The sequence below is a fragment of the Paenibacillus lactis genome (assembly GCF_017873605.1).
Classification (GTDB): Bacteria; Bacillota; Bacilli; order Paenibacillales; family Paenibacillaceae; genus Paenibacillus_AQ; species Paenibacillus_AQ lactis.
Window position 1 is genome coordinate 124,573 of sequence record NZ_JAGGKI010000009.1, and the last position, 25,497, is coordinate 150,069.

Consider the following 25,497-nt stretch of genomic DNA (forward strand, 5'->3'; position numbering starts at 1 on the left):
TATGACAAGACAACAGTTCATTTCGATTTTGGAATCTCGGCTAGCCGCACTCCCTCCCGATGAACGGCGGGAGCTGATTCAAGACGTGGAATCCCACTTTATATTCGGCTTGCAGAACGGCCGCACCGAAGAGGAGATTGCCCGCGAGCTTGGCGATCCGTTTGAAATTGCGCGGGATGCGCTTAGCGGCGGATATATTGAAGATATCGGGCTGCCTTCGGCAGCAAGGAAGAAACCAACGTCCATTGGAAAAATAGCCGCTTGCACCGGCCTCGTTTTCTGCGGCATGATTGCGTATCCGCTCATTGCCGCCCTGTGGTCTTTTGGGATAGCCGTTGCAACCTTGGTGCTTGCATGCTTGGTCAGCCCGGCGCTTGTGCTTGTGGAATATATCATCAACGGCAGCTTTTATCCGGCTAAATTGTTTCTGTCGGTATCCCTGGTCGGTGTCGGCATCCTGCTTGTGTATGGCGCTCGTTCAATCTTTCGGTGGCTCTCCTGTCTTACCCGGGGCTACTCTAGCTGGAATGTCCGGGTGATGAAAGGAAGTGACATGCGATGATCAAGAAATTACTATTTGCCTTCGCGGCGGTACTGATCCTCATTGGCATCGCCGGGATGGCCGTAAACAAATTCAAATTCGGCGAGGATCTGGTTGCCTACGAGAAACGATGGGAGCTTGAAGACACTGAAGCACTCAAGCAGTTCAGGCTTTCCAGCGGGTTCGCGACGGAGATCGCATTTGAAACAAGCAGCGATAATACCAGTTCCATTTCATTTGAAGGAACGATTAAGCAAGAGCATGCGGATATCCTTAATGCTTTCGATCCGGCAGGCTCCGAAATCGATCTCGATTTGACTACGCCGCAGGCCATCGAGTTTCTGGGCATCAACTTCCGGTTCCCTAAAGGGAAGCTGACGGTCTCTCTCCCCGCTGACAAGGAGCTTGAAGAACTGATGGTATCCTCATTATCGAACAACATCCGCTTGAATGGCGCCTCATCCAAGCGAATCGACATCTCACTGACTTCAGGCGATATCGTTCTGAATCAGGTGAACGCCGAGCAGCTTATGATCGAGAACATATCCGGAGACATCAAGGGCACTGGAATACAGGCAGAAACCTCCATCACGAATCGAACGGGCAACATCCGGTTGAAAGATCTGGAAGGTCCCGCCGACGTCAGCCTGACTTCAGGCGATATCCATTTGGGACTGATTGGAAGCTCTCCCGTCAGCATTATATGCAGATCAGGCGATGTAATCGTTCGGCCGGATGCATCATTCAGGGGCGTCTATGACTGACGACTCGCTCCGGGTCTGTGGATGCCCCGGATTCTCCAGGGGAAACGAACGATACGATTCATGTGGAAACTCATTCCGGAGACATTCGCATTCTCCAGTAGGCGTCATTGACAAACGATATAAAGGTAATATACTATACTTTATAAAGTCAAACTACAACAAGGAGAGTTTTCATACATGTCAAACGTACTATTCATCAAAGCCAACAACAGAGCTATCGATCAATCGGTAAGCGTGAAGATGTACCACGAGTTTTTGGACGCCTACAAGGCGAATCATCCGGAGGACCAAATTACGGAGCTTGACCTTTTCGCCGAGAATCTTCCATACTATGACAGCACCGCCATCAACGGGATGTTCAAGGCTTCCCGCGGAATCGAGGCAACGCCGGAAGAACAAGCTGCTGCTGCCAATGTTACGAAATATATCGATCAATTTCTCGCCGCTGACAAAATCGTGTTTGCCTTCCCGCTGTGGAATATGACCGTGCCTGCCGTGCTGCATACTTATATCGACTACTTGAACCAGGCTGGCAAAACATTTAAATATACGCCGGAAGGTGTCGTAGGACTTGTGACAGGCAAGAAAGTAGTCCTGCTTAACGCACGCGGCGGCAACTATTCCGAAGGGCCGATGGCCGCTGCCGAAATGGCTGTGAACTTCGTGATCCGCAACCTTCGCCAATGGGGCGTGCAGGATATCGAAACCCTCATCATCGAGGGCCATAACCAATTCCCTCAAGAAGCGGAAGCTATCGTGCAATCCGGCTTGGAGCTCGTGAAAAAAGCGGCTGCCGGCTTCTAAACGAACTTATACCCTTTATAACATTCCCTTACTATATAACGGAAACCACCTTCATTAGGCGCGTCTTGCCATGAAGGTGGTTTTTTTCGCAGCATCCCGCCATGCCCAGCCGCTTCACATGAACGGGAAATGCTGTGCATGACCCAGATGCTGTTTGTTATGCTGTTTGGCCACCCTACACCTCTTCCCACTTGGTCCAGCGCTCCCGAGGATTTCGCACATACATTTCCCTGTCCCTGCTCATGTACTCATGAATGATGAATTCGCGGCGGATCGTGGCAAAATCCTCATGATACGTTTGAATATAAGCATTGATTTCCTTCTCGGGATAGACTCTCCCTTCTTCCAGCTGCTCGACAAGATGCTCCAAAATAACCAGCTTCTTCTTGTATTGCGCCGGGATGTGCCGGAGCCTCCCTTCGCGGGTCATGAAGTTGTTGATGACGGAAGCCTTATATGCTTCGTTCGTTGATGATTTCATTTCCTTCCCCTCCTCATTCATTGAGAATGAATTTAACAAATACTAAATTTAATATTCATCTAATTTAATATTAATCTAATTTGTTTTGTTTTTCAACCCTCCATCCGCCCTCGCCACACCTTTCCAACGGGGGCTTGTCCATCCGTCTAAAGCCTTTCTGCCGGGTTCGTTCCCGGCGTCAAATCTGGATTTATCCCTGCATTTGCTGTAGGATTATAATGCTGATGAAAAGCGCAAGGTATATACATAAGGAGGATCACCATGCTAGATGTTCTTGTAATCGGTGCAGGTCCCTGCGGTCTGGCAGCAGCTATCGAATGCGGCCGCCAGGGACTGGACTGCGAAATTATTGATAAGCATAATGTCGTTCATTCCATCTATCTCTACCCGACGCATATGCAATTTTTCAGTACGGCTGAAATGCTCGAAATCGGAGATATTCCGTTTGCCATATCGAATGACAAACCATACCGGCACGAGGCGCTCGCCTATTACCGTCGCGTCGCCAAACATTTTGGTCTGAAAATATCTCCATACGAAGAGGCCCTTACAATTACGAAGCAGCAAGACGGCAGTTTCACTGTCCGCACCCGCCGGCGAAACGGCGAAGAGAACGTGCGGCTGGCCCGTCACGTCGTCATTGCAACCGGATATTTCGATCATCCGAATTATATTGGCATCCCCGGAGAAGACTTGGAGAAAGTCACCCATTATTTCCGCGAGGCCCATCCTTATGCCGGTATGAAGACCGTCATCATCGGCGGCAGCAACTCGGCCGTGGATGCGGCTATGGAGTTGATCCGCGTCGGTGCGGAGGTCACGATGGTTTACCGGGGCGATGCCGTATCCGAAAACATCAAGCCTTGGGTTCGTCCGCTGTTCGACAGCATGGTGCAGAAAGGGCATATCCAGCTCTATCTGCAGTCCCGTGTCGTTGAAATCACGGAGAATTCGGTCCGAATCGAATCCACCAAAGGCGAAGAGCTGCAGCTCGATAACGACTTTGTCCTCGCCTTGACGGGATTCCGACCGGACCGCAAGCTCCTCTCCTCCTCCGGCGTTCAACTGGACCAGGACATGGAGAAGCCGCTGTATAACCCGGAGACGATGGAAACGAACGTGCCCGGATTGTATGTCGCAGGGGTAATCGCTTCCGGACGCAACGCGAACGAGGTCTTTATCGAGACCGGCCGTTATCATGGGCGGTTAATCGCACAGCACTTGAATGCTACAGCACAAAGCTAAGCTAATAAGGAGTGATTCCGTATGGATGTAACCTCCCTCATCCTGCTTGCCATGGCTGCGCTCGGGATTATCAGCAGCAACTCGGCCGTAACCATCGCGATGCTCGCCCTTTTGCTGATCCGGGTGACCGGCTTTCACCAAGCCTTCCCATGGCTTGAGAAATACGGCCTCACCATCGGGATCATCATATTGACCGTTGGCGTCATGTCCCCGCTGGCTAGCGGGAAGATGAGTCTTGCGTCGATCGGCCAATCGTTCCTGAACTGGAAGTCGCTTCTCGCCATCGCCGTAGGCATGCTTGTCGCTTACCTTGGGGGCAGGGGAGCTACCCTGATGGGGAGCAACCCGACCGTCGTCGCAGGTTTGCTGATCGGGACCGTGCTCGGTGTCGCGTTATTCCGCGGGGTCCCGGTCGGTCCGCTAATTGCAGCCGGACTATTGTCCCTGTTGATCGGCAAGTCCTGAATGGCATTACCGTTTGATTACAGATCCTTTCATGAAACAAGTTCTGCCTCCTGAACGTCTTACTATACGTAGGGAGGCTTTTTCGATTTTGTATTTATGCAAACCTATCATTTCCATTCAAAGTCAAATTTATGGTATGATAGCTATCGTATTTTATGAAGTCTCTTCTTCTTTGAGCTTATGTACAACGTTAGATCCAGGAGGTAATCCCATTGTCGTCAACTAATACGGAATCGTCCGCTGCTCCTATGAGAAGGCTTCCCCTGCTGCTCTTCAGGCAGCTCCGACCGAAGCAATGGACTAAGAATTTACTCATTTTTGCAGCTCCTTTATTCTCCTTTGAAACGGTACATGCCCGCACGCTGCTCGATACCGTGATCGGCTTTTTTCTGCTATCCTTTGTATCCGGCTGCGTTTATATTGTCAACGACTATGCGGACCGCGAGGCGGATCGGAACCACCCGGTCAAGAAATTCCGCCCTATGGCTTCCGGCGAACTTCCGCCAAATTTGGCGCTTGTTTTTGGCGCCCTGCTGCTCATCGCTTCCCTAGCGGTTTCTTACCTTTTGAACCCGTTGTTCACAGGTCTGCTGCTGCTCTATTTTGCGATGAATGTCGCCTACTCTTTCCGGCTGAAACACGTCGTTATCATTGATATTATGATCATTGCGGCCGGGTTCGTGCTTCGGGCGATTGCGGGCGGCCTTGTCATCCACGTGCCGTTTACGCCGTGGTTTCTCTTGTGCACGATGCTTCTCTCCCTGTTCCTTGCAATCGGGAAACGGCGCCACGAGCTTTATTTGCTGCAAAGCGACGTAGGCTCCCATCGTAAAGTGCTGGATCATTATTCGTTTGACCTGCTGGACCAGATGAGCAGTATCGTGACAACGGCGACGATCATCAGCTACTCGCTGTTCACCTTTACTTCGGGCCGAACCGTCCACCTCATGTGGACGATTCCGTTCGTCATATACGGCATGTTCCGTTATCTGTACCTGATCCACATCGAGAAGAAAGGCGGCGCCCCGGACAAGGTTCTCTTGGAGGATCGCCACATCTTGATCACCGTGATCTTATACGTGGTCAGCGTCGTCGTAATTTTAGTGAACTTTGAATAGCATCTAAACGTCTTATTATAGAAGGAATGAACTATGAAGCAAAAATTCGCGATTTTTGATGTTGATAAAACGGTGATCCGCACGGACTCCATGTTCCAGTTTCTAATCTACGGGTGGAAGAAGCGACCGTCCTCGGCTCCGCACCTATTTAAGGTTGCGCTGCATTCCGCCCTGTATAAAGCGGGGGTGATGCCGGCAGAGCAGGCCAAGAGCGCATATTTTCATGCCATTCGCCATATGGACGATTCGGACCTTGAGCATTTCTATCGGACTAAAATTTTGCCTGCTATGTATCCGGAAGCGGTCAACGTCATGAAGGACAAGAAAAATCAAGGCTTCCATGTCCTGCTCGTGACCGCATCGCCTGATGCTTATATGAGATTTTTTACCGAATTGCCGTATGTCGACCATGTGATCGCCACAAAGCTAACGTCCCGAAACGGACGCTTCACCTCGATGATTGAGGGGAAAAATTGCAAAGGGGAAGAGAAGGTCCTTCGAATCCGGCAATATTTAGAGGATACCGGCCTCGTCATTGATTACGAACAGTCCTGCGCGTATTCCGATTCGCTGTCCGATTTGCCCATGCTGGGCTTGGTCAAGCATAAATACTTGATCAATCACAATTCCGCCCATGGATGCGAGGGATTAATATGGAACAAATAAAAGCGAAGGGAGCGCCGCGTCATCTCGGCAAGGGGCTGATGATCCTGTCGGCCTTTCTGACAGCGACTGGTCAATTGTTCTGGAAGTGGGGGCATACGAATCTGTGGTACATGGCCATCGGATTTATTTGTTACGGGCTTGGCGCCTTGCTCATGATCAAGTCCTTTTCCTTGGAAAAGCTGTCGGTTGCCTACCCGCTGATGTCCATCAGCTACATCGTGGCGCTGTTTTACGGCGAGTTTTTCCTGGATGAGCCCTTAAGCATCAAAAAATTGGCAGCTGTTGCTTTGCTCGGAATCGGGGTGACCTTAACCTCCTATGAAAAATGAATGGATCCTGTATGCGCTGCTGCTTGTTATGACTCTCTTCGGCTCCTTGGGGAGCGTGCTGTTCAAAGCCTTCACGGCGAACAAGCAGCTCAAGCTGCTCCTGGCCGGGTTTATCAGCTATGGCTTGGGTGCGCTGCTTAACATCTATTTGCTTGGTCAGCTGCCTTACACGCTTGTCATGCCGGCCAACGCTCTGACCTTTCTGTGGGCGCTGATCTTTGCCAAGCTTGTGTTCAAAGAGACCGTCGGCATCGGAAAAATAGCGGGCGTAGCTTTTATCATCTCCGGATTATTGCTCCTCGTATGGTGACGGTGAGTACGCTTGTGAGAACAAATCTTAACTATTGATGGATTGGTGGAATGTGAACATGTCTTTTCTAAGCTATTTGTTTCGAAACAAACGCGACAATTACACGGCCATCGGACTGGCTGTCTGCCTTGCGGTGCTGTATTTCTATATGAACATCCCGTTTATTTCATACATAAGGGACAACGCGGCCTTGCTTGCCCCTCATAACCCTTTTTACGGAGCGCCGTTTCAGTTGAATTTGTTCAACTTTGACCCTTCCATGCAATACGGGCCCGAAAATGTCACGATTATTCACCCGCTTATCAATTTCTTAACCAGTACGCTGACCCTTCTGTTCGGCAAATCGAATTTGCCCTTTCTGATCATTCAATCGATCTTGAATGCTTGCAGTGCGGCGATTCTGTATTATCTCATCCGCCGGATCGGTGCCGGCTGGCTGCTAGCCTTCATTATGGCAATCTTCTTTGGCATCAGCTCGTATACGATTTTCACCGCACTGATTCCTGACTCCTATGCTTATGCACAGTTTGTCATCATCCTTTCAGCGGCTTATCTGCACTATTGCCGGGCCCAGGATCGCTTCAGCGTGCCGGCTAACGCTGCCTTTGGACTGCTTAATTTCGGAATTACCTCGACGAATGTGGCAACCTTCTTCGGCGCATTCTTCATCAGCTTGTTTGACCGGCGACGCCATTCGATTTGGGGCCGGCTCCTGTACACCCTGCTCGTATTTGCCGCGTTGGTCGCAGGTGCGACGCTGATTCAGTATTTCGTCTTCTCGGGAAAGACATGGATTGGAAATGTATTCTCGAGCATGCAAAGCGGCGCTTTCAGCTACGTGGCGCCCTTCTCGTTTTCGCACCATTCCCGTGTTTTTCATATGCTGCTGGTGAGCCCGATCCTTTCCCCTGAGATGGCCATGATCGATCCCGGCATCGCCGCTTTCGCGACGGATTTAACCAAGCCTTACCCGGTCTATATCAACATCATCGGATTCGGGCTGCTTGCGCTCGCCATCCTGGCTTTTGTAAGCGGCTTGAGAACGTGGAATGCCTGGGCCTTCATCGTGTACATTATGTTCGGGATTCTGCTGCATGTCGTTGTCGGCTTCGGGCTCGCAACCTACTCCTATGATTTGTATCTGTATGCAGGCCATTACCTGTTTGCTATATTCGTCCTGGCGGCCATGCTGATCTCGAAGCTGCACCAAGGCCTGGTCAAACAGCTGCTGACCGGTGTCATGATCGTATTTATGCTTGTCACCCTCGTCCATAACATCGTCTTGCATCATCAAACGCTGGACTACATCCAGACCACGTATGAGACGGTGCTCCAGACGCCTGAGCCCTGAGGAATTCAAACAGGCAAGCACACCGGCAATAAAGCCAATAGAGTCAACCATAAACATCAAAGACCCGCTTCCAGGCCGCGCAGGCCATGGAAACGGGTCTTATTCAAGTTCTGCTTCTAAGCTTCAAGATGCTGCACATTGTACAGCCGGGCATAGCTGCCGTCCAGGTTCATCAGCTCGGCATGCGTGCCCTGCTCGGTAATCCGGCCGTTCTCCAGCACGACGATCTGATCGGCGTGCGTAATCGTTGACAAACGGTGCGCGACAATGAGCGTGGTCCGATTATGGGTCAGCGATTGCAGCGCCTGCTGAATAAGATGCTCGGATTCCAGATCCAGCGCTGAGGTCGCCTCGTCGAGCACAAGAATGTCCGGATCCTTAAGAAAGACGCGGGCAATGGCAAGCCGCTGCTTCTGTCCGCCGGACAGCTTGACGCCCCTCTCGCCAACCTCCGTCTCATATCCCTGCGGCAGCTGGGTGATAAAATCATGGGCGTTGGCAGCCTTCGCCGCGGCGATGATCTCCTCTTCGCCTGCCTCCGGGTTGCCGAACAGGATATTCTCCCGGACCGTGCCGCTGAACAGGAAATTATCCTGAAGCACCATGCCGATCGATCCGCGCAGGCTGTCCAGCGTTAAGCTGCGAACATCATGTCCGTTGATTTTGACCGCGCCCTGCTGAACGTCGTAGAATCTTGGAATCAAACCGATTAGCGAGGATTTCCCCCCGCCGCTCATCCCGACGAAGGCGATCGTCTGCCCCTGCTTAATCGTCAAATTGATGTCTTTCAGCACCCAACCCGCATTGTCGTTATACTGAAACCACACCCGGTCGAATTCGATCTGCCCCGCCTGCTTCAGCTCCTTGGCATCCGGCCGGTCCACGATATCATAGGGCTCGTCCATTAATTCCTTTACGCGCTCCAGCGATGCAGAGGCTTGTGTCAACACCGTCGACGAGTTAATCAGACGCCGCAGCGGCGCATACAGCCTGTCCAGGTAACCAAAGAAGGCAACAAATGTCCCCAGCGTTAGATCCCCCTGGATAACCCGGTACCCCCCGTAGCCGATCACCAGGATCGGCGCGATGTCGGTCAGCGTGTTGATCACCGAGAAGGTAAGCGCGTTCCAGCGCGTCTGGGCCATCGCCTTTTTCAGGAAATTTCCGTTGATGCCTTCGAATTTCTTCTGATCGTAACGCTCCAGCGTAAAGCTCCGAATAACGGAGATCCCCTGAATGCGCTCATGCAGGTACGCTTGAATGCCGGCCAGCGCCTGGGACCGATCCTTCGTGAGCTTCTTCAGCCGCTTGTACAGCAGGTTGACCGCCAATCCGTACAGTGGAAGCACCGCAATGGATACCAGGGTCAGCACCGGATTCATGACAAACATGATGACCAGAACGAAGAGCAGTGTGAAAATGTCCAGCCAAATGTTCATCATGCCGACTTCCACCAGGTTCTTGGACTGCTCCACATCATTAATAAAGCGGGAGATTGCCTCCCCCACCTTCGTGTTCTGATAATAGCGCAGCGACAGGCGCTGAAGATGAGCGTACAGCCGGTTTCGCATATCGAAGAGAATCCGGCTTGTAATGAACTGCGCGAAATACTGCCGGAAATACTCGACCGGTCCCCGGATGATGACAAACACCACCAGAGTACCGCCGAGAATCCACATGAGCTGCTCGATCTTCTGTGCGACGGACAGCTGTTGGTTGATCAGAAGGTCATCCACGACATACTTCATGATCATCGGGAGCAGCAGCGGGATCCCGAATTTAATCATCCCGATCGCGAGGGTCAGAATGATCCACTTCATATAAGGCTTAACGAATGGATAGTAAATTTTCCATGATTTCAAGTGAGATAACAGCCCCTTTCCTATGCAATCCACCCGGTTGTTCTATAAAGAGCGGTTGACAATTAAACCCTTCAATGATTTATTAGTTCTAAACTCAATTATTGTATCATATCACGCAGGAGGATTTCTTTCATGACCAGGATTTTCGTGACGGAAGCGGTTATGCTGGCCATATATGGCCAATTGTTGGTACCGCCGACGCCCGTCGAATACATTGTTCCGTATACAACCATATTGGAATTGTACGAGCTCCATGCCAGCGAGGAGCAGCTCATGAACAATACCGCAGATGATCAGCACGTCAAGATGAAGATCCGTGAGCTCATCTCCTATTTCGAGGAGCCGCTCAATAAGAAGAAGATCGATCGCGCCCTTCAGGTCCCTTGGGCCAAGAGCCCGATGATTCCTGTGGGGGAATCCACAACCGTAACGGTGATGAATACCTTGGATACCGCAACCTACGGAGAGGCCTTCGATCCGATCGAAACCGAGCTTCTGCTCGCTTCCCAAAAGGCCGAAGCACCGATCCTGACCGACCAATACGAGCTGATTCAGCGTATCGTGGAAAGCGCTCTCCCCGTTCAAGTGTATGATATCGACGACTTCGATTTCGCCCTCGAAATACCGATGTCTTAAACGATCGCTGCGGACGGCGCTTCGCCAACAGATCGTATTCATGATATTCGAAGCGTTAAACGCGGTTTAATCCAATAAATACGCACAGGCAGCCGTTCACCAGCATGAAGCGCCGCCTTATTGGGAGACACGTATTTATAAAACAACCTGTTGGGCATAATTCCGGTAGTGGACCGGACTCATGCCCTTTTTATTTTTTATACGTTTATGAATATGTATATAATACTGCACTTCCATTGTTCGTTGGTTCTAACAATTGGGATGCACCTTCAAACCCGGCTGCTTATTTATGCTATCGGCAGGTTCATAAGAAGGACATTAGGACAAAGCATATTATTTTAAATGATGGATTAGAATGTCTTTAAAATTTTGTGCAGCTTTTGACAAATATCCATGCTCTATCCATATGAGGGCAGTTTCAGAGTTTATGCTTGGTATGATCTCGGCATAAGACAAGGTGTTGCACATTTTTATCTGTAAAGCGATTTTAGGAACAATTGCAATTCCTAGTCCTGAATCGGCTAAAGTCATTAATGTTGTCACATCAGGACTTTCGCATGTAATGTTTGGATTAAATCCAAAACTGTTACATGTTTCAATAAACTTGTGAAAAACATTGTAATCGCCCTGGCCATGTAATACTAAAAGCGGCTGATCCTTCAATTCTTGTATCGGAATCGTTGTTCCCTTAAAAAGAGTGCCATTAGAAGGTTGTAGAGCTACGAGTGGTTCAGATTGTATATGGTGGATTGAAAGATTTCTCATTTCGGTCATTTCTTTAGATTGGAATGGTAACCTTACAATGCCTAATTCAATGTCTTTATTTAGAAGAAGCTCTTCAATTCTTTGTGAATCTTCCTCCCAAAGTTGAAACGAAATAAGTGGATATTTCTCTTTAAATAATTTTAAAAGTGGAGGAAGGTAGGGTACGCATGACATTACTGTCCCTAATGAAAGTTTCCCTCTTATTCCTTCCTGCTGTTCCTTAACTTCTGCAATCATCCCATCAATTGAATTTATAACTTCCTTCGCTCTTTTATAAAAAGTCTCTCCGGCAGGAGTTAATTCAAATATCTTATTATTACGTTTAATAAGCATTACTCCCAGTTCATCTTCTAATGCCTTTAGTTGCATACTTAACGGGGGCTGGCCAATATGTAACCGGTTAGCTGCACGTGTTATCTGCCCTTCTTCTGCAATCGTTATAAAGTAAACCAGTTTCTTTAAATCCATGATCTCCAAAGCGCCCTTTCCATCATATATTTTATATATACTTACTTACTATTATATATATTTTACATATGTATTTACTACATCCTAAAATAAAACAGTAGCCGAAAGACAGCAAGGAATAGTTTATTTGAGGAGAGGACCATAGATATGAAACCACTAAAAAGCTTCCGTGAATATGTGGAAATCCTAAAAGAATATAACGAAATCGTTCCGATCCATCAGGAGATCGATTGGAACTTAGAGATGAGTGCCATCATTCGTCGTGCTTATGAACTGCCGTCACCGGCACCACTTTTTAAAAATATTAAAGACAGTAGACCAGGATTTGAGGTATTAGGTGCACCTGTAGGTATTAGCCCCAATAAGGAGCATCCATTTATTCGAGTAGCGCTTTCCCTTGGGCTTCCGATTAACACGCCTGCCCCTGAGCTGGTTAAAGAGTGGTCTAAACTTCCCGACGTTCACCCCATTCCCCCTCGCTTGGTTACGAATGGTGAATGTAAAGAAAACAAATTATTTAATGACGACATTGATCTGACAAAACTTCCTGTACCGTATATTCATGTTGGTGATGGAGGACGTTACATTAATACTTACGGAATTTTGATTGTCCGCACACCTGATGGATCTTGGGTTAACTGGTCCATATCACGTGTAATGCTGGAGGGTCCCCGTTCAATGGCCGGTGTTGTTATAGCCTCTCAGCACCTCGGAAAAATATATGGAGAATGGAAAAAGGAAGGGAAAGAAATGCCGTTTGCCTTATGCTTGGGTGTCGATCCCGGTATCTCCATGATTGCAGGGTATCCTCTTCCCGACCATGTTAACGAAGGAGAGATGATTGGAGGGTGGTATGGTGAGGCCATTGATGTTGTTAAATGCGAGACCAACGATTTGGAAGTCCCGGCTACAAGTGAAATTGTGATCGAAGGTACCGCATCCTTTGAAGAGATGATTCCAGAAGGCCCAATGGGTGAATATGCCGGTTATACATGGGTCGGGCATGAAAAACAAGCTCCACGCTTTCATGTGACCGCTATGACTTATAGAAATCATCCAATAATGCCGGTAACTGCAGCAGGTATCCCACCTGAAGAAAATCACACCAACTGGGGCATCGCTATTGCTGCAAGCATTCAACATGCGCTGAGAAAACAAGGACTGCCTGTAAAGGAATGCTTTATTCCATTAGAGTCTGCGGTGCATTGGCTTGTTGTCACCGTAGATCGCAGCCGTCAAAGAGAAGATCATGAAGGGCTGGCTTATAGAATCGGCGAAGCCGTTTTTGCAACCAGAGCCGGTTCTTATGTGCCAAAAGTTATTGTCACAGATGACGATATCGATCCAAGTGATATCAAACAAGTGGTGTGGGCTTTGGCAACTCGACATCGTCCAGATCAAAGAATAACCATGACCGACCAAAACGTACTTCCCCTTGTTGCTTACCTGGATGAAAAAGAAAAAAGCACAGGAGTTACTACAAAGGTCATTTACAATTGCTTGATGCCATGGAATGACACCTCGGCAGATAAGCAACCCATCGAAGCATCGTTTAGAAGTTATCCTGAGAAATTACGAAATCATATCGTTAAGAATTGGGAAAACTACGGATTTTAAATGATTTTCATCGAAATTATGAATGACTTCACAGTAATTACAGCAAGCAATTTAATACAAAGGAAGTTACACAAGATGAAGTTAATTGTAGCAATAACGGGAGCAACAGGAGCCATGTTTGGTGTCCGCCTTCTGCAATTTCTTAAATCTACTGACGTTGAAACACATTTGGTATTATCCTCATGGGCGGCTGCAACCATACAAAGTGAAACGCCGTTTACAGCGAAGGAAGTTTCAAAGATGGCAGACTATTCGTATTCCAACAAAGATCTGGGATCCAGGATTTCAAGCGGCTCCTTTCAGGTCGACGGGATGATCGTTATTCCCTGTACAATGAAAACACTGGCTTCCATTCGAATAGGCTTAGGGGATAATCTGATTGCGCGAGCAGCAGATGTCATATTAAAAGAACGTAAAAAGTTGGTATTGGTCACACGTGAAACCCCACTCAATGATATTCATCTTGAAAATATGCTGTTTTTATCTCGTATGGGAACGGTTATTCTCCCTCCAATGCCGGCGTTCTATAACCATCCACAATCATTGGATGATGTAGTGAATCACATTGTATTTCGAACGTTGGATCAATTCGGGATTCATATGCCAGAAGCAGAAGAAAAACGCTGGGGAGGGATGTTGCCTAATTAACATTTGACCTGAATTTATAAGAGCAGCTCTAATTTTACTAAAAGAGGATGTAGCAGTTTATCCTGACTGAAAAAAATTCCCCGTAAGGGGAATTTTTGAATTCGAGCTATCCAAATGTTCGCCTGGTCAATTGCCGCTGACACAGCGGCAATCTTCATATAAACAGACAAGAGGCACGGTCCCCTGCGGGGCCGTCCCCTCTTGCTTTTGCAGAACAACCCGCTTTTTCTTGCTGCAGCCGCTATGGAGCTTCCTTCGCCTTTTGGGCTTTCTCAAGTAAATGGACGGTGATCTTATCCATCTTGGGCAAATCCTCAGGGTTAAAAAACTTCAACGAGATTTCCGCATCCATCGACAGTTGAATCGCGCTGCGCAGACCCGTTGCCTCATAAAGGCCGATGACATAGTATTCCTCGTCTCCGCCAAGATGCTTCTTCATGTACTCCGGACCGGATACCAGCTCCAGCAGCCGCATCTCATCCGCGGTAAGCCCGGTTTCTTCCCACAGCTCTCTGGAAGCGGTATCTTCAAGGGCTTCGCCAGGCTTCAGGTTCCCCATTGGAAGTCCCCATACGTTCCTGTTCTGCCGCTTCAGAAGCAGGAGCTCTCCATGCTCGTTCAGTACGAGCACAGCCGCCTTTACGCGGACCACCGAACGCTTGCCGATATATTGGCGAATATCGCGGTGATATACGTTCATCCCGGGAACCTCCTTTCCCTAGACAGCGCTGCAGTATATTCCTATGCGATCAATTCACTGCGCCCTCTTCTTCATAAATATACGAAATGTCATCCAGTGATTCCTCATAAGTGACGTGCAGTGTATAGCCCTTCAAATACCAGAGGTCCTGCTCCTCCATATAGAACGTGACTTCTTCCGACCGCTCGGTCAGTCCCGGGGATCTTGGCTCCTCGACGGAAATGCCAAGCGAAAATCCGGGATGCAGCCCGCCGCCTGAGCTATACCGTGGGAAGAAGCGCACATACGTGCCTGGTTGAAGGTCCAGTTCCTTTCTGTACCAACGCGCCGCCTCATCGCTGACTTGAATCTGCATTTGTTGTGCCCCCTTCTCAAGAAGTCAATTTCCGACAGCCTCCGGCTAAAGCATCTCTCAATAGAAAGGCCGAAGTTTCTGGTCTTTTGATGTAAATTCCATGTACGTATTAACATAATAACGCAAACATACATTAGGTTACAAATCCATTTTGATAACATATTCATGACGGATTGAGCTTGATCCCTTGTGCGGATTCCTCAAAATTTAGGTTTGACACACTTCAGAATCTGGTGTTACAATTCACTCCATACGAGATCGATTTGAATTTATTGTAAAATTACGAAGAAAGGGTGAGCCTCATGTTGAATCCAATTGGCATGGATGTCTTGTTTGATCTGAAGATCCTACAATTGAATATGATTCGGCTCCCCGTTCGTGCTGCATCGTCATCATGAAGCCATGTTCATACGGATTCCAAGTCCGCTGGGTGAACTGGCATAACCGCGCGCGAAAGGCCTCGATCACCGTGCGTATGATAGGTTAAAGATTGAATAAGCATATCGTCCGTCGCCGGATGATGTGCTTTTTTTGGTTTTCAGAGATGATCGGCTGCAGAAAACCTGCATACGAAAGGAAGGGATACCATGTTTGCCGTACTTCGAAATTTAGGATGGTTTTTCAAGCGAGAACGGAAACGATACTTAATCGGATTATTTTTCCTCATTTTTTGCGGGCTCATCGAGCTCCTGCCGCCGCTGCTGCTCGGAGACGCGATTGACGATATCGTCAGCAGCTCCATTACCTGGGCCTCCCTGGCCAGATATATCCTGATGATTCTCGGGATCGTTGCAATCGTTTACGGCGCGACCTACATATGGATGCACCGCCTGTTCGGAGGCGCAAATCTCGTGGAGCGCCTGCTTCGGACCCGCTATATGAATCACTTGCTGCGAATGCTGCCGCCGTTCTTCGAACGGAACCGGACCGGGGACTTGATGGCCAAGGCAACGAACGATCTGCGATCCGTTGCGGCCACGGCCGGATTCGGCATGCTCGTCATGACCGACTCCACGATCTATTTGATCGTTGTTCTGTTTGCAATGGGCTTTATCGTCAGCTGGAAGCTGACGCTCGCGGCGATTCTCCCGCTTCCCATCATCGCCATCGGCATGGTGATCTATGGAAGAGCGATCCATAAGCGCTATACGCTAGCGCAGGACGCATTCGGAGATATGAACGACCAGGTGCTGGAATCCGTTGCCGGCGTGCGGGTCGTCCGGGCTTATGTACAGGAACGTGCCGACCAGAAGCGGTTTCAGGATATCACGGACGATGTCTACCGCAAAAACCTGGCCGTAGCCAAAGTCGACGCTCTATTCGAGCCGACGATTAATTTTTCCATTGGGCTGAGCTATGTGATCAGCTTGGCCTACGGCGTATATCTGGTCTTTCATAACCAAATCACCCTTGGGGATCTCGTATCGTTCAATATGTACCTGGGGATGATGATTTGGCCGATGTTCGCGATCGGCGAGCTGATCAATATCATGCAGCGGGGCAATGCGTCCTTGGACCGTGTCAATGATACACTCCATACGCCGCCGGACGTCGCAGACCCGGAACAGCCCGTCGACCTGGATCAACCGGATTCGATCCATTTTCGGGACGTCACGTTCCGCTATCCGACCTCATCCGTCGATAATCTGAAAAATGTCAGCTTTACGCTGCAAAAAGGCCAGACGCTCGGCGTTGTCGGACGAACGGGAAGCGGTAAATCCACGCTGCTGAAGCAGCTTCTGCATGAATATCCGACCGGAACCGGAGATATTCTGATCGGAGGCGTTCCGATCGAGAGGCTGGCTGCCGACAAACTGCACAGCTGGATCGGGTATGTTCCCCAAGAGCAAATTCTGTTCTCCAAAACCGTGAGGCAGAACATCCAATTCGGCAAAAAGGACGCCAGTGACGAGCTCATTATGGAAGCGATCACCACTGCTGCATTCGATAAGGACTTGGTCACGCTGTCCGATGGACTTGACACGCTCGTCGGCGAGAAGGGCGTTGCCCTATCCGGCGGCCAGAAACAGCGCGTCTCCCTTGCCCGTGCCTTTATCGGCGACCCTGAAATTCTGATTCTGGATGACTCCCTCTCGGCAGTCGATGCCAGAACCGAGGCGAGAATTATCGAGAATATCCGAAGCAAGCGGGCGGGCAAAACAACACTGATCTCGACCCATCGCTTGTCGGCGGTACAGCACGCGGATTTCATCGTTGTGCTTGAGGACGGCCGGATCATCGAGCAGGGGACCCATGACGAATTGCTGGCGCTTGGCGGTTGGTACCGCGAGCAATATGAACGCCAGCAGGTCGAAAACAATCTGACCTCCGAGGAGGTGTCGTAATTGACTCCAAATGAAACAACGATATCCAATGATTCCGGAATCGCCAAGAGGCTGTTCCGATATGCATTAACGGCCAAAGGCACCTTCATTGCGGCGCTGCTCCTGCTTGCGCTCGGGGTGGCTGCCGAGCTCGCCGGCCCGTTCATCGCCAAAACGATGATTGACGACCATATCCTTGCCATTGAGAAGCCGTATTATGAGAGCAAGGAAGCGGATGGCGCCGCACAATATAAAGGGACCTATTACAAGCGTGAGGACCGATTTGCCTCGGGGGAAGCACGCGGACAGGAGGTGCGGATCCTCCAGGTTGGACGCAGCTTCTATTTTATCCATGAACCGGTGACGCGGGTTGACGGTACGCGCTCTTATGAGAACGGAATGCTGACGATCACCGCTGGGCAGGAGCAGCTCCGGTATCCGGCAGTCCCCTTGTCCACAAGTGAATTATTCGAGTTTTACAAGCCGGAGCTCCCCAGCATCTACAAGCTGGTCGGCCTGTTCCTGATCTGCTTGCTGGTGTCCATGGTTACGGTGTTCGGCAGAACCTACTGGCTGCAATCGGCAGCCAACCGGGTCATCCAGAAGCTGAGAACCGATGTGTACGCGCACATTCAGCGGCTGCCGGTGCACTTCTTCGATAATCTTCCGGCGGGCAAGGTCGTATCCCGGGTTACCAACGATACCGAGGCGGTCAAAGACCTGTTCGTAGCCGTGTTATCCAACTTTAGCTCTGGCGCAGTCTACATTACCGGGATCTATGTCGCCTTGTTCCTTCTGGATGTTCGTCTCGGATTAATCAGCCTGTTTGTTATTCCGATGCTGATCGTATGGACGATTCTATACCGCAAATTCGCGACGAAATACAATACGGTCATCCGGTCACGTCTCAGTGAAATTAACGCCATTATCAACGAATCCATTCAGGGTATGGCCATTATTCGCGTATTCCGCCGCCAGAAAGCGACCCAGGAGGAATTTGAAGCACTGAACGCCGATTACATGGCGCATCAGAACAAGATGCTGAATCTAAACTCCTTCACCACGCATAACCTTGTTAACGTACTGCGTAACGTAAGCTTCGTTGTCGTGCTGTGGTACTTCGGCTCTGCTTCGCTGAATGGGGCCGGCATCGTATCGATCGGGGTTCTCTACGCCTTCGTTGACCTGCTCGGCCGGATGTTCCAGCCGATTACCGGCATGGTGAATCAGCTGGCAGCGCTGGATACCTCCATCGTATCCGCGAAGCGCGTGTTCGAGCTGATGGACGAAACCGGCGAGAACGTAACGGACGGCTCAATGCCTCGATATTTGGGGAATGTGGAATTTAAGGACGTTTCCTTTGCGTACAAGAAGGACTGGGTGCTCAAAAATATATCCTTCGAAGCTAAGCAGGGCCAGACGGTAGCCCTTGTCGGCCACACCGGCTCAGGCAAAAGCTCCATCATCAACCTGTTGTTCCGCTTCTACGATCCGCAGCAAGGCACCATTACGATCGACGGGAAGCCGGTGACCGATATTCCGAAGCAGTGGCTGCGGAAGCATATGGGCATCGTGCTTCAGGATCCGTATTTATTCACCGGAACGATTGCCTCGAACGTAAGCCTTGGCGATCCCGAAATTACGCGGGAGCAGGTCGAGCAGGCGCTTCGTGATGTTGGCGCAGATCGGCTGCTGGCCCATCTCCCTCAAGGATTCGATGAGCCCGTGATCGAGAAAGGCAGCACGCTCTCCGCGGGTCAGCGTCAATTGATCTCGTTCGCGCGCGCACTCGCATTCAATCCGGCTATCCTCATTCTCGATGAGGCTACAGCCAACATCGATACGGAGACCGAAGCGCTGATCCAGGATGCGCTTGAGGTTCTGAAGCGTGGCCGCACGACCTTCATCATCGCGCACCGGCTGTCGACCATTCGCAGCGCAGACCAGATTCTTGTTCTGCACCGGGGCGAAATCGTTGAGCGAGGCTCGCATGATGAATTGATGGCCCTTGAAGGAAGGTACTATAAGATGTATCAGCTGCAGCAAGGAGGCAATTCCGGCCAAACCGAGCATAAAGAGCCGGTAGGAGCTCAGCTAGCTGCCAAACCTGCAGGTAGTCATCTATAAATTATAGGGCCAAAAACTGTGTCCCTGGACCCTAGCGGCAGTGGCGGCGCTTAACGCATTATCCCATTTGCCGCCCGGGTACATCCATTGATTAAAGACAACCATGCAAGAAGGCTGCCCTTTCGCGTATTCAAACGCGTGAGGCAGCCTTCTTGTTTATGCTTGTTTGTACAGCCGAATATGCCGGCCCAGCTGAAGCATTACTTCGACAATTCAAGCTTATCATCGATTTTGACTGTAATTTTCGAATACTTGGCCGGAATGAGCACATCATCCGAAGATGAAGAAATCACTTGCGGATAAAATTTGTCCGGGTCAGGTTGTACGATTCGGTAGTAGATCACCGCTTCCGTGCTGCTTGCGTAATCCACCGAGGTAATCTTGATGGAATACCCCGGATGCGGCAGATCATCCTTCGTTACCGTGACTTTGTTCTGCTTCTCGTCCGCTTTTTCGATACGGGTCGTTACGCTTGGGTCGGATTCGCCTGGCTCGGCAGGAAGGGCATTCTTCTGATGCTCTTCAATAAATTGAACCGCGTTGTACACCAGCTCGGCCGCTTCGATCCGTTTCAGCTTTTGATCCGGATGGAATTTGTCGTTAGCGTCCAGCTTCGCGATTTTCGTCAGCAGCAGAAATTGAACCGCGCTTTTGCTTTCCTGCTTGATTTGGTCCTCATCCGCCACATTCACGTACATCATCACGACCGGGTAATTGCCGGTTTTCCCGATCGCTTCAACCAGCAATGTCGCAAAGTCCTCGCGGGTGATCGGCTTATTCCACTCCATATCCGCCGTTACGGACAGTCCGTTCTGGGCCGCAATATTGACCGCATCCGCGAACCAGGCATCTTTCGGAACGCTCTCGAAGGAACGGCCCGTAAAGTTCGGCATCACCTTCAAATCGACCGCATTGACGATCAACTGCACAGCCTGTGCATACGTTAGAGGCTTGCCAGGAGCGAACCGGTCAGCACTCACGCCTTGAATAACTCCTTTCGCTTGCAGCTCCTTCACCATTTGCAGCTGCTTCTCTCCCTGGATATCGGTAAAAGCCGAAGCAGCGCCAGCGCCTAGGAGTGAGGATGCCACCAGAATCGCAGATAACCATTTTGTTGTTTTCTTCATCATAACACCTCCTATCATTTCTGACGCAGGGGCGTTGGAATATGTTTCATATCTGCGTATTTTTCTATACGCTTTTTTCGCCGTCCAGACCGAGCTTCACATACATTTCCTTCGAGTAGCCTTGCAGCTTCTGTTCGAGGGCCTGCGCCTGGTCTTTAAAGGCGGTCAGCTCGCGGATCATGCGGGAACGTCCGGCCGGGCTAAAGGTTTCATGAATCCGTTCTTTAAAATAGTCATGAACAATATAATTGCGCTGCTTCCACACTTTCTTCAATTGAACCGTCTCTTCTTCGGAGAAAGGAAAGTAATGCTGAATTTCATGCACCAGCTGACCGAGCGAGCTGCTCAGTTTCCGTTGGTACAGCTCCGCAAAATCCTCCTCCGACGGCACATTTCCTTGGGACAGCTTAATCAGCATCAACAAATTCGCCAGCTGCTGCTCAAGCGCCTGTGAATAATATACGGCTAATCCGAAATAGGCAAACAGCTCTTTGGAGTGGTCACTGTCCAGCAGTCGAGTTTGTTTCATCGTTACCTCCTCTGATATAGGCTGTCTTTACCGTTTCGTTAAAAACGATATCCCTATGGTAATGGAAGACCTCACCCACTTCAACCTGATTTTCGCGACAAGCTTGCGGCATCCTTGTTACATGCAATCCGCAAATAGATAGCAAACATGACAAGCGTATAAACAAGCAGGTAGAGCACGGTTCCGGAAATCCGCAGCGTTGACAGCTCCCTGGCATTCATCAGTACATCGACCATCACGGAAACCGGCGGCAGGACATAGGGGATGAAGCTGTAAAAGGCAGGAAGCGAATGAACGAGCGATTTACCCGCCAAAGACAGGATGATCAGAATGATCAAACAGCCGGCCGCCCTCCCCTGGTTCTCGATCCAGCCGGGCTGAAAGAATAACGACAGCGATATTCCGATCAGCGACAAACCGAAATGTCCGGCAAAGCCGAGCGCGAGGATAGGCGCTGACATCGGTTCTCCGAACATCCCGAAGGCAACCGGATAGACCACGGCGAAAATGCACAGCATGAATCCGATGATCGCGGCTGCTCCGTATTGGGCGGCATAATACCGCCTCGCGCTGCCGGCATGAATGATCAGCAGCATGGATTGACGCCCCTGGTCATGGTTCAAAAAATTCATCCCGAGCCAGGTGGAGCCGATAAACAGCAGCGCCGCCGTCACAGCATAGCTGTCCATGATGGGATTCGGCCGATAGGAATAGATTAGCATCACCGAGATGATTGTGAAAGCCAGCGGAGCAAAATACCGGTAGGATCTCGTATAGCTGGCCAGCATGTATGTCATTAAAGCAGCAGATCTCATGCTATGCTCCCCTCTCCGAAACGTCATTATATTCGGATATATCCGTTTCGGACGTATCTTTCCCATGGGGCTCCAATCTGCTGATCGTCCCTCCGCTGCGCAGAATCTCGACCAGCATCTCGTCCGTAAACGGCTGGGCTACGACCATGACAGCAGGGCTGCCTCTTGATATCCAATATAAAAAGCCCTGTCTGCTCTCCAATTGCTGCATGACGTCCGGCCGTACGCGGGAGAATTCCAGCCGCATTCTCGCCGCTTCTTCCCGCTGCCCAAGGATGCCGTCTCGCGTAATGGTTCCACCTTCAACAGACGTCACCCGATCGGCCAGCGAGGCGATCAGAAGCGGCTCATGGACGGACATGGCGATCGATGTCCCCTGCCTCTTAATCTCGCTTAGCATTCCGATCATCTCCAGCTGCGAGGGCTCATCCAATCCGGAGAGAGGCTCGTCCAGGACGAGCAAATCGGGCTGCCGAAGCAGAGCCTGCATCACATTCACCTTCTGGAGCATTCCCTTAGAGCATAAGTTCATCATGGTATCAGGCAGCTGAAATATATTCATCATGGCATCAATTCGTTTGATCGCGCTCTCCTTGTCTATACCCTGTATGCGGGCGATATATCGCAAGTATTCCGAAGGTCGGAACCGAAGCGGCGGGAAACGATCGTGTACGTAACCAATGATTAACGGCTTAATATGTTCCCTTCTGGCACCGCTTGAAGGATTGGCCAGTCCGGCGACAAGACAGAGCAAGGTGCTCTTTCCGGCACCATTTCCTCCCGTAATTGCGACGCATTCCCCGCGTGCGATGCTCCAGGATACGTCGGACAGCACAATTGCCTTTCCAAACCGTTTGCCGACCTCCTGCAAAGAAAGCAGCTTCTGCAAATCTCTCAGCTCCCGTTCCATAAAATGGCTTCTAGTATGTATTGTAGTACCTTTTACATGCCAAAAACAACCTCCGCCTGTACGGTTTAGGCGGAGGTGGGTGCGAACGTTGCCCTATTCGCTTTTTTGCCATTTTTCTGAAATTGGGACTGTATTGCCTTCAGGCACGGCATGCGGCATGCGGCATGGGAAAGGCCCCCGTCCGAGCGTCGAGCCTTACCTCGTGTAAAGGCCATTATACATTCTGCGCCCAGACGGATCATTCATCTGCGGCGAGCTCCCAGTCCAGCCAGCCATTCGCCTCCACCATCTTAATGAAAGCGGCCAGCCGGGGAATCAGCGGTTCGGCCTGCTCCCCAAATTCGGCATGGATCATTTGCGCGATTTCGGATAAGGTATGCTCGCCGTCACATTTTCGGATGACGGCTGCGCCAAGACGATCCAGACGGACCCGGATGACTTCGGGCTGGTTTAGGAAACGGACAGCCTGCCGCTCCAGCCAAGAGGTCCTTGGCACATGCACCCGCGCCCCTTCGTCTCCCGGCTCGAATCGGAGCCCCGGCTTAAGCAGCGGCTTCATCTCTAACAGATTGAGCCGAGTGTGCCGCTTCTTATGACGAAGCTTCATACCGGTATCACCCCTCCTGATCCTCGGTTAACCGTTCCTGCTTCCCACTCAACGAGCCGCCTATCAAAATAAGGGTTACGACCAAAAATACAAGGAGCGGCACCACATTATTCGCAATCAGCACATCGCCCGGTATGTCGACATTCATCCAGATCAATACGGCGATAATGACGCCGATCAGAGATTCACCAGCGATCAAGCCGGAGGCGAGCAGCGTTCCTTTCTCGACCCTGGCGGCCTTTAATTGCTCATTTTTGCGCGAAGCAATCTCGATAAGCCAGCGAACCACGCCTCCGATCATAATCGGCACGCTGACATGAATGGGAAGATAGATCCCGACGGCAACCGTGAGCGAGTTCAAGCCGAGAAGCTCGATGACGACAGCAGCAGCCACGCCGATAAACACGAGATCCCACGGCAAACTGCCGGCCATAATCCCTTCAACAATGATCCGCATCAGAACGGCTTTCGGGGCAGGAAGCTGTTCGGAACCAAGTCCGTAGCTCTCATTCAACACGGAAAGAATGAATCCGATCACAAGTCCCGAAACAAGGACGCCGATCATCATCGCTACCTGCTGCTTCCAAGGGGTTCCCCCTACCAGATATCCGGTTTTCAGATCCTGGGAAATATCGCTGGATACGGCAAGCGCTACGCATACGATTGCTCCGACGGTCAGCGAGGCGATCATGCCGGTCATCCCCGTTAAACCCGTCATTTTGAATATAAACGTGACGAACAATAACGTCGCAATGGTCATGCCCGATACCGGCGAGGAGGAGCTCCCGACGAGCCCGACGATTCGGGAGGCGACGGTCACGAACAAGAAACCGAACACGGCGATCGCTATGGCCCCGATGATGCCCACATCGGTTAACGGGGCGAATGCGATGATGACGATCAAGATTGCGATCATCACAAAGACCCAGAACGCAGGAATGTCCTTGTTGGTACGATCCAGCGTTACCTTCCCATGTTCCCGGCTCCGAAGGCCGCCAAGGGTGGCAAAGAGTGATCCGAACAGCATCGGCAAGGTTTTAACCAGCGTAATTAATCCGCCTGCCGCCACCGCGCCTGCACCGATGTAACGGATATAATCCTCCCACAATCCCCAGGCCGTCAGCTCCCCGATCGGGGCTGCGGACGGGGCAATGACACTTTGTCCACCCGCACCGATATAACCGATGGTCGGAATGAGGACCAGCCAGGCGAGTGCCCCTCCGGCGAGCATCTGGCCGGATATCCTCGGTCCGATAATGTATCCGACGCCGAGCAAAGCCGGATAAATATCCATGCCGATCAGGGCATTTTTAAACCGGTAGATATAGGTCTCAATCTCGGTTCTAAACCATTTAAAGCCGTCACCCATCGCCTTGACGACACCGCCAATCAAAAAGCCGTGCACGACGAAAAGGGCGCTGCGGCCGCCCCGGTCGCCGGATTTAAGCACTTCCGCACAAGCCATTCCCTCCGGATAAGGGAGCGTGGCATGTTCATTGACGATCAGAAGCCGCCGCAGCGGTACCATCATCGCCACGCCAAGAAAGCCGCCGACAAGCACAATGAAGCTTACGGTCGCCATGGAAGGAATATGATCCCACATATACAGCGCAGGCAGTGTAAAGATGGTGCCGGCGGCAACAGCTTCGCCGGCTGTGGTCATCGTCTGTACAATGTTGTTCTCCAGTATGGATTGCCTTCGGAATATTCCCCTTAATACCCCTAACGATATAACCGCAGCGGGAATGGAGGCGCTGACCGTCAAGCCGATTTTCAGCCCCAAATATGCATTGGCGGCAGCAAATACAACGGCCAGCACGATGCCCAGGATGATGGCAAATACCGTCAGCTCAGCCATCGACTTGGAAGCGGGTATGTAAGGAACGAATCCGGTCCCCTTGCTCGCTTGCGCTTGTTTTCCATCTTGCATGCG

26 protein-coding genes are annotated in these 25,497 nt (G+C 50.6%); 15 read left to right on the forward strand and 11 right to left on the reverse strand.

All coding sequences use genetic code 11. The features are described from left to right. Nucleotide 1 precedes the first annotated feature (1 nt). The 3 genes from J2Z18_RS17525 (at nucleotide 2) to J2Z18_RS17535 (ending at nucleotide 2,109) form a co-directional block, all read left to right on the forward strand. The gene (locus tag J2Z18_RS17525; protein WP_210095107.1) at nucleotides 2-562 is read left to right on the forward strand and encodes an HAAS signaling domain-containing protein; all 561 of its coding nucleotides are present in this window, start codon (nucleotides 2-4) and stop codon (nucleotides 560-562) included. Then, entirely contained in the window at nucleotides 559-1,305 is a 747-nt protein-coding gene (locus tag J2Z18_RS17530; RefSeq protein ID WP_245256053.1) for a DUF4097 family beta strand repeat-containing protein, read from the forward strand. Before J2Z18_RS17525 ends, J2Z18_RS17530 begins: the two co-directional genes overlap by 4 nt. Nucleotides 1,306-1,482: 177 nt before the next feature. Continuing rightward, a complete protein-coding gene (locus J2Z18_RS17535; protein WP_210095108.1) occupies nucleotides 1,483-2,109 on the forward strand; it encodes an FMN-dependent NADH-azoreductase in 627 nt (208 codons plus the stop codon). A gap of 175 nt (nucleotides 2,110-2,284) precedes the next feature. Here the strand turns inward: J2Z18_RS17535 and J2Z18_RS17540 are convergent, their stop codons facing one another. Then, nucleotides 2,285-2,590: a DUF2087 domain-containing protein gene (locus J2Z18_RS17540; protein ID WP_007128638.1), complete on the reverse strand. Its 306-nt coding sequence runs from the start codon at nucleotides 2,588-2,590 to the stop codon at nucleotides 2,285-2,287. A gap of 261 nt (nucleotides 2,591-2,851) precedes the next feature. Between J2Z18_RS17540 and J2Z18_RS17545 the strand changes: the two genes are divergently transcribed. The 7 genes from J2Z18_RS17545 to J2Z18_RS17575 all read left to right on the forward strand — a co-directional run bounded on the left by J2Z18_RS17545 (nucleotide 2,852) and on the right by J2Z18_RS17575 (nucleotide 8,074). Further along, the gene (locus tag J2Z18_RS17545; RefSeq protein WP_007128639.1) at nucleotides 2,852-3,835 is read left to right on the forward strand and encodes a YpdA family putative bacillithiol disulfide reductase; all 984 of its coding nucleotides are present in this window, start codon (nucleotides 2,852-2,854) and stop codon (nucleotides 3,833-3,835) included. Between the two features lie 21 nt (nucleotides 3,836-3,856). After that, nucleotides 3,857-4,300, forward strand: a complete 444-nt coding sequence (locus tag J2Z18_RS17550; protein ID WP_007128640.1) for a DUF441 domain-containing protein — start codon at nucleotides 3,857-3,859, stop codon at nucleotides 4,298-4,300. A gap of 212 nt (nucleotides 4,301-4,512) precedes the next feature. Continuing rightward, on the forward strand, nucleotides 4,513-5,418 hold the full coding sequence (locus tag J2Z18_RS17555; protein WP_007128641.1) for a decaprenyl-phosphate phosphoribosyltransferase: 906 nt from the start codon (nucleotides 4,513-4,515) through the stop codon (nucleotides 5,416-5,418). A 33-nt stretch (nucleotides 5,419-5,451) separates the two neighbouring features. Next, entirely contained in the window at nucleotides 5,452-6,084 is a 633-nt protein-coding gene (locus tag J2Z18_RS17560) for an HAD family hydrolase (RefSeq protein WP_007128642.1), read from the forward strand. Continuing rightward, nucleotides 6,072-6,413 (forward strand): EamA family transporter, encoded by a 342-nt coding sequence (locus tag J2Z18_RS17565; protein ID WP_144866416.1) that lies wholly within the window; start codon nucleotides 6,072-6,074, stop codon nucleotides 6,411-6,413. The genes J2Z18_RS17560 and J2Z18_RS17565 overlap by 13 nt, the downstream gene beginning before the upstream one ends. Next, the gene (locus J2Z18_RS17570) at nucleotides 6,403-6,723 is read left to right on the forward strand and encodes an EamA family transporter (protein WP_007128644.1); all 321 of its coding nucleotides are present in this window, start codon (nucleotides 6,403-6,405) and stop codon (nucleotides 6,721-6,723) included. Before J2Z18_RS17565 ends, J2Z18_RS17570 begins: the two co-directional genes overlap by 11 nt. 58 nt (nucleotides 6,724-6,781) lie before the next feature. After that, complete coding sequence (locus J2Z18_RS17575) at nucleotides 6,782-8,074, forward strand: DUF6080 domain-containing protein (RefSeq protein ID WP_210095109.1); 1,293 nt, start codon at nucleotides 6,782-6,784, stop codon at nucleotides 8,072-8,074. Nucleotides 8,075-8,190: 116 nt separating this feature from the next. Here J2Z18_RS17575 and J2Z18_RS17580 read toward each other — a convergent pair whose 3' ends face one another. Further along, nucleotides 8,191-9,936 (reverse strand): ABC transporter ATP-binding protein, encoded by a 1,746-nt coding sequence (locus J2Z18_RS17580; RefSeq protein WP_007128646.1) that lies wholly within the window; start codon nucleotides 9,934-9,936, stop codon nucleotides 8,191-8,193. A gap of 132 nt (nucleotides 9,937-10,068) precedes the next feature. Here J2Z18_RS17580 and J2Z18_RS17585 point away from each other — a divergent pair, with 132 nt between their 5' ends. Further along, entirely contained in the window at nucleotides 10,069-10,572 is a 504-nt protein-coding gene (locus J2Z18_RS17585; protein ID WP_007128647.1) for a hypothetical protein, read from the forward strand. 333 nt (nucleotides 10,573-10,905) lie between these two features. Here the strand turns inward: J2Z18_RS17585 and J2Z18_RS17590 are convergent, their stop codons facing one another. Next, complete coding sequence (locus J2Z18_RS17590; protein ID WP_210095110.1) at nucleotides 10,906-11,805, reverse strand: LysR family transcriptional regulator; 900 nt, start codon at nucleotides 11,803-11,805, stop codon at nucleotides 10,906-10,908. A gap of 147 nt (nucleotides 11,806-11,952) precedes the next feature. On the opposite strand from J2Z18_RS17590, the gene J2Z18_RS17595 reads away from it, so the two are divergent. Together J2Z18_RS17595 and J2Z18_RS17600 are read left to right on the forward strand one after the other, a co-directional pair. Further along, nucleotides 11,953-13,422 carry a UbiD family decarboxylase gene (locus J2Z18_RS17595; protein ID WP_210095111.1) on the forward strand — a complete coding sequence of 490 codons (1,470 nt, stop codon included), beginning with the start codon at nucleotides 11,953-11,955 and terminating at the stop codon, nucleotides 13,420-13,422. Between the two features lie 18 nt (nucleotides 13,423-13,440). Continuing rightward, complete coding sequence (locus J2Z18_RS17600) at nucleotides 13,441-14,070, forward strand: UbiX family flavin prenyltransferase (RefSeq protein ID WP_487717034.1); 630 nt, start codon at nucleotides 13,441-13,443, stop codon at nucleotides 14,068-14,070. A 241-nt stretch (nucleotides 14,071-14,311) separates the two neighbouring features. Here the strand turns inward: J2Z18_RS17600 and J2Z18_RS17605 are convergent, their stop codons facing one another. Continuing rightward, the gene (locus J2Z18_RS17605; protein WP_210095112.1) at nucleotides 14,312-14,770 is read right to left on the reverse strand and encodes an NUDIX domain-containing protein; all 459 of its coding nucleotides are present in this window, start codon (nucleotides 14,768-14,770) and stop codon (nucleotides 14,312-14,314) included. Nucleotides 14,771-14,819: 49 nt separating this feature from the next. Then, nucleotides 14,820-15,125, reverse strand: coding sequence for a HesB/YadR/YfhF family protein (locus J2Z18_RS17610; RefSeq protein ID WP_007128652.1), 306 nt, complete (start codon nucleotides 15,123-15,125; stop codon nucleotides 14,820-14,822). Between the two features lie 587 nt (nucleotides 15,126-15,712). Between J2Z18_RS17610 and J2Z18_RS17615 the strand changes: the two genes are divergently transcribed. Then, on the forward strand, nucleotides 15,713-17,470 hold the full coding sequence (locus J2Z18_RS17615) for an ABC transporter ATP-binding protein (protein ID WP_210095113.1): 1,758 nt from the start codon (nucleotides 15,713-15,715) through the stop codon (nucleotides 17,468-17,470). Next, nucleotides 17,471-19,576: an ABC transporter ATP-binding protein gene (locus tag J2Z18_RS17620; protein WP_210095114.1), complete on the forward strand. Its 2,106-nt coding sequence runs from the start codon at nucleotides 17,471-17,473 to the stop codon at nucleotides 19,574-19,576. Between the two features lie 200 nt (nucleotides 19,577-19,776). On the opposite strand, the gene J2Z18_RS17625 is transcribed toward J2Z18_RS17620, so the two are convergent. The 6 genes from J2Z18_RS17625 to J2Z18_RS17650 form a co-directional block, all read right to left on the reverse strand. Beyond that, nucleotides 19,777-20,703: an S-layer homology domain-containing protein gene (locus J2Z18_RS17625; protein ID WP_210095115.1), complete on the reverse strand. Its 927-nt coding sequence runs from the start codon at nucleotides 20,701-20,703 to the stop codon at nucleotides 19,777-19,779. 64 nt (nucleotides 20,704-20,767) lie between these two features. Beyond that, entirely contained in the window at nucleotides 20,768-21,232 is a 465-nt protein-coding gene (locus tag J2Z18_RS17630) for a hypothetical protein (RefSeq protein WP_028405569.1), read from the reverse strand. Nucleotides 21,233-21,312: 80 nt separating this feature from the next. Next, the gene (locus J2Z18_RS17635; RefSeq protein ID WP_210095116.1) at nucleotides 21,313-22,047 is read right to left on the reverse strand and encodes a hypothetical protein; all 735 of its coding nucleotides are present in this window, start codon (nucleotides 22,045-22,047) and stop codon (nucleotides 21,313-21,315) included. Between the two features lies 1 nt (nucleotide 22,048). Beyond that, nucleotides 22,049-22,936 (reverse strand): ATP-binding cassette domain-containing protein, encoded by an 888-nt coding sequence (locus J2Z18_RS17640; RefSeq protein ID WP_210095117.1) that lies wholly within the window; start codon nucleotides 22,934-22,936, stop codon nucleotides 22,049-22,051. Between the two features lie 259 nt (nucleotides 22,937-23,195). Further along, nucleotides 23,196-23,564: a PqqD family protein gene (locus J2Z18_RS17645; RefSeq protein ID WP_007128659.1), complete on the reverse strand. Its 369-nt coding sequence runs from the start codon at nucleotides 23,562-23,564 to the stop codon at nucleotides 23,196-23,198. A 7-nt stretch (nucleotides 23,565-23,571) separates the two neighbouring features. Continuing rightward, nucleotides 23,572-25,494 (reverse strand): OPT family oligopeptide transporter, encoded by a 1,923-nt coding sequence (locus tag J2Z18_RS17650; protein WP_210095118.1) that lies wholly within the window; start codon nucleotides 25,492-25,494, stop codon nucleotides 23,572-23,574. Nucleotides 25,495-25,497: the final 3 nt, after the last annotated feature.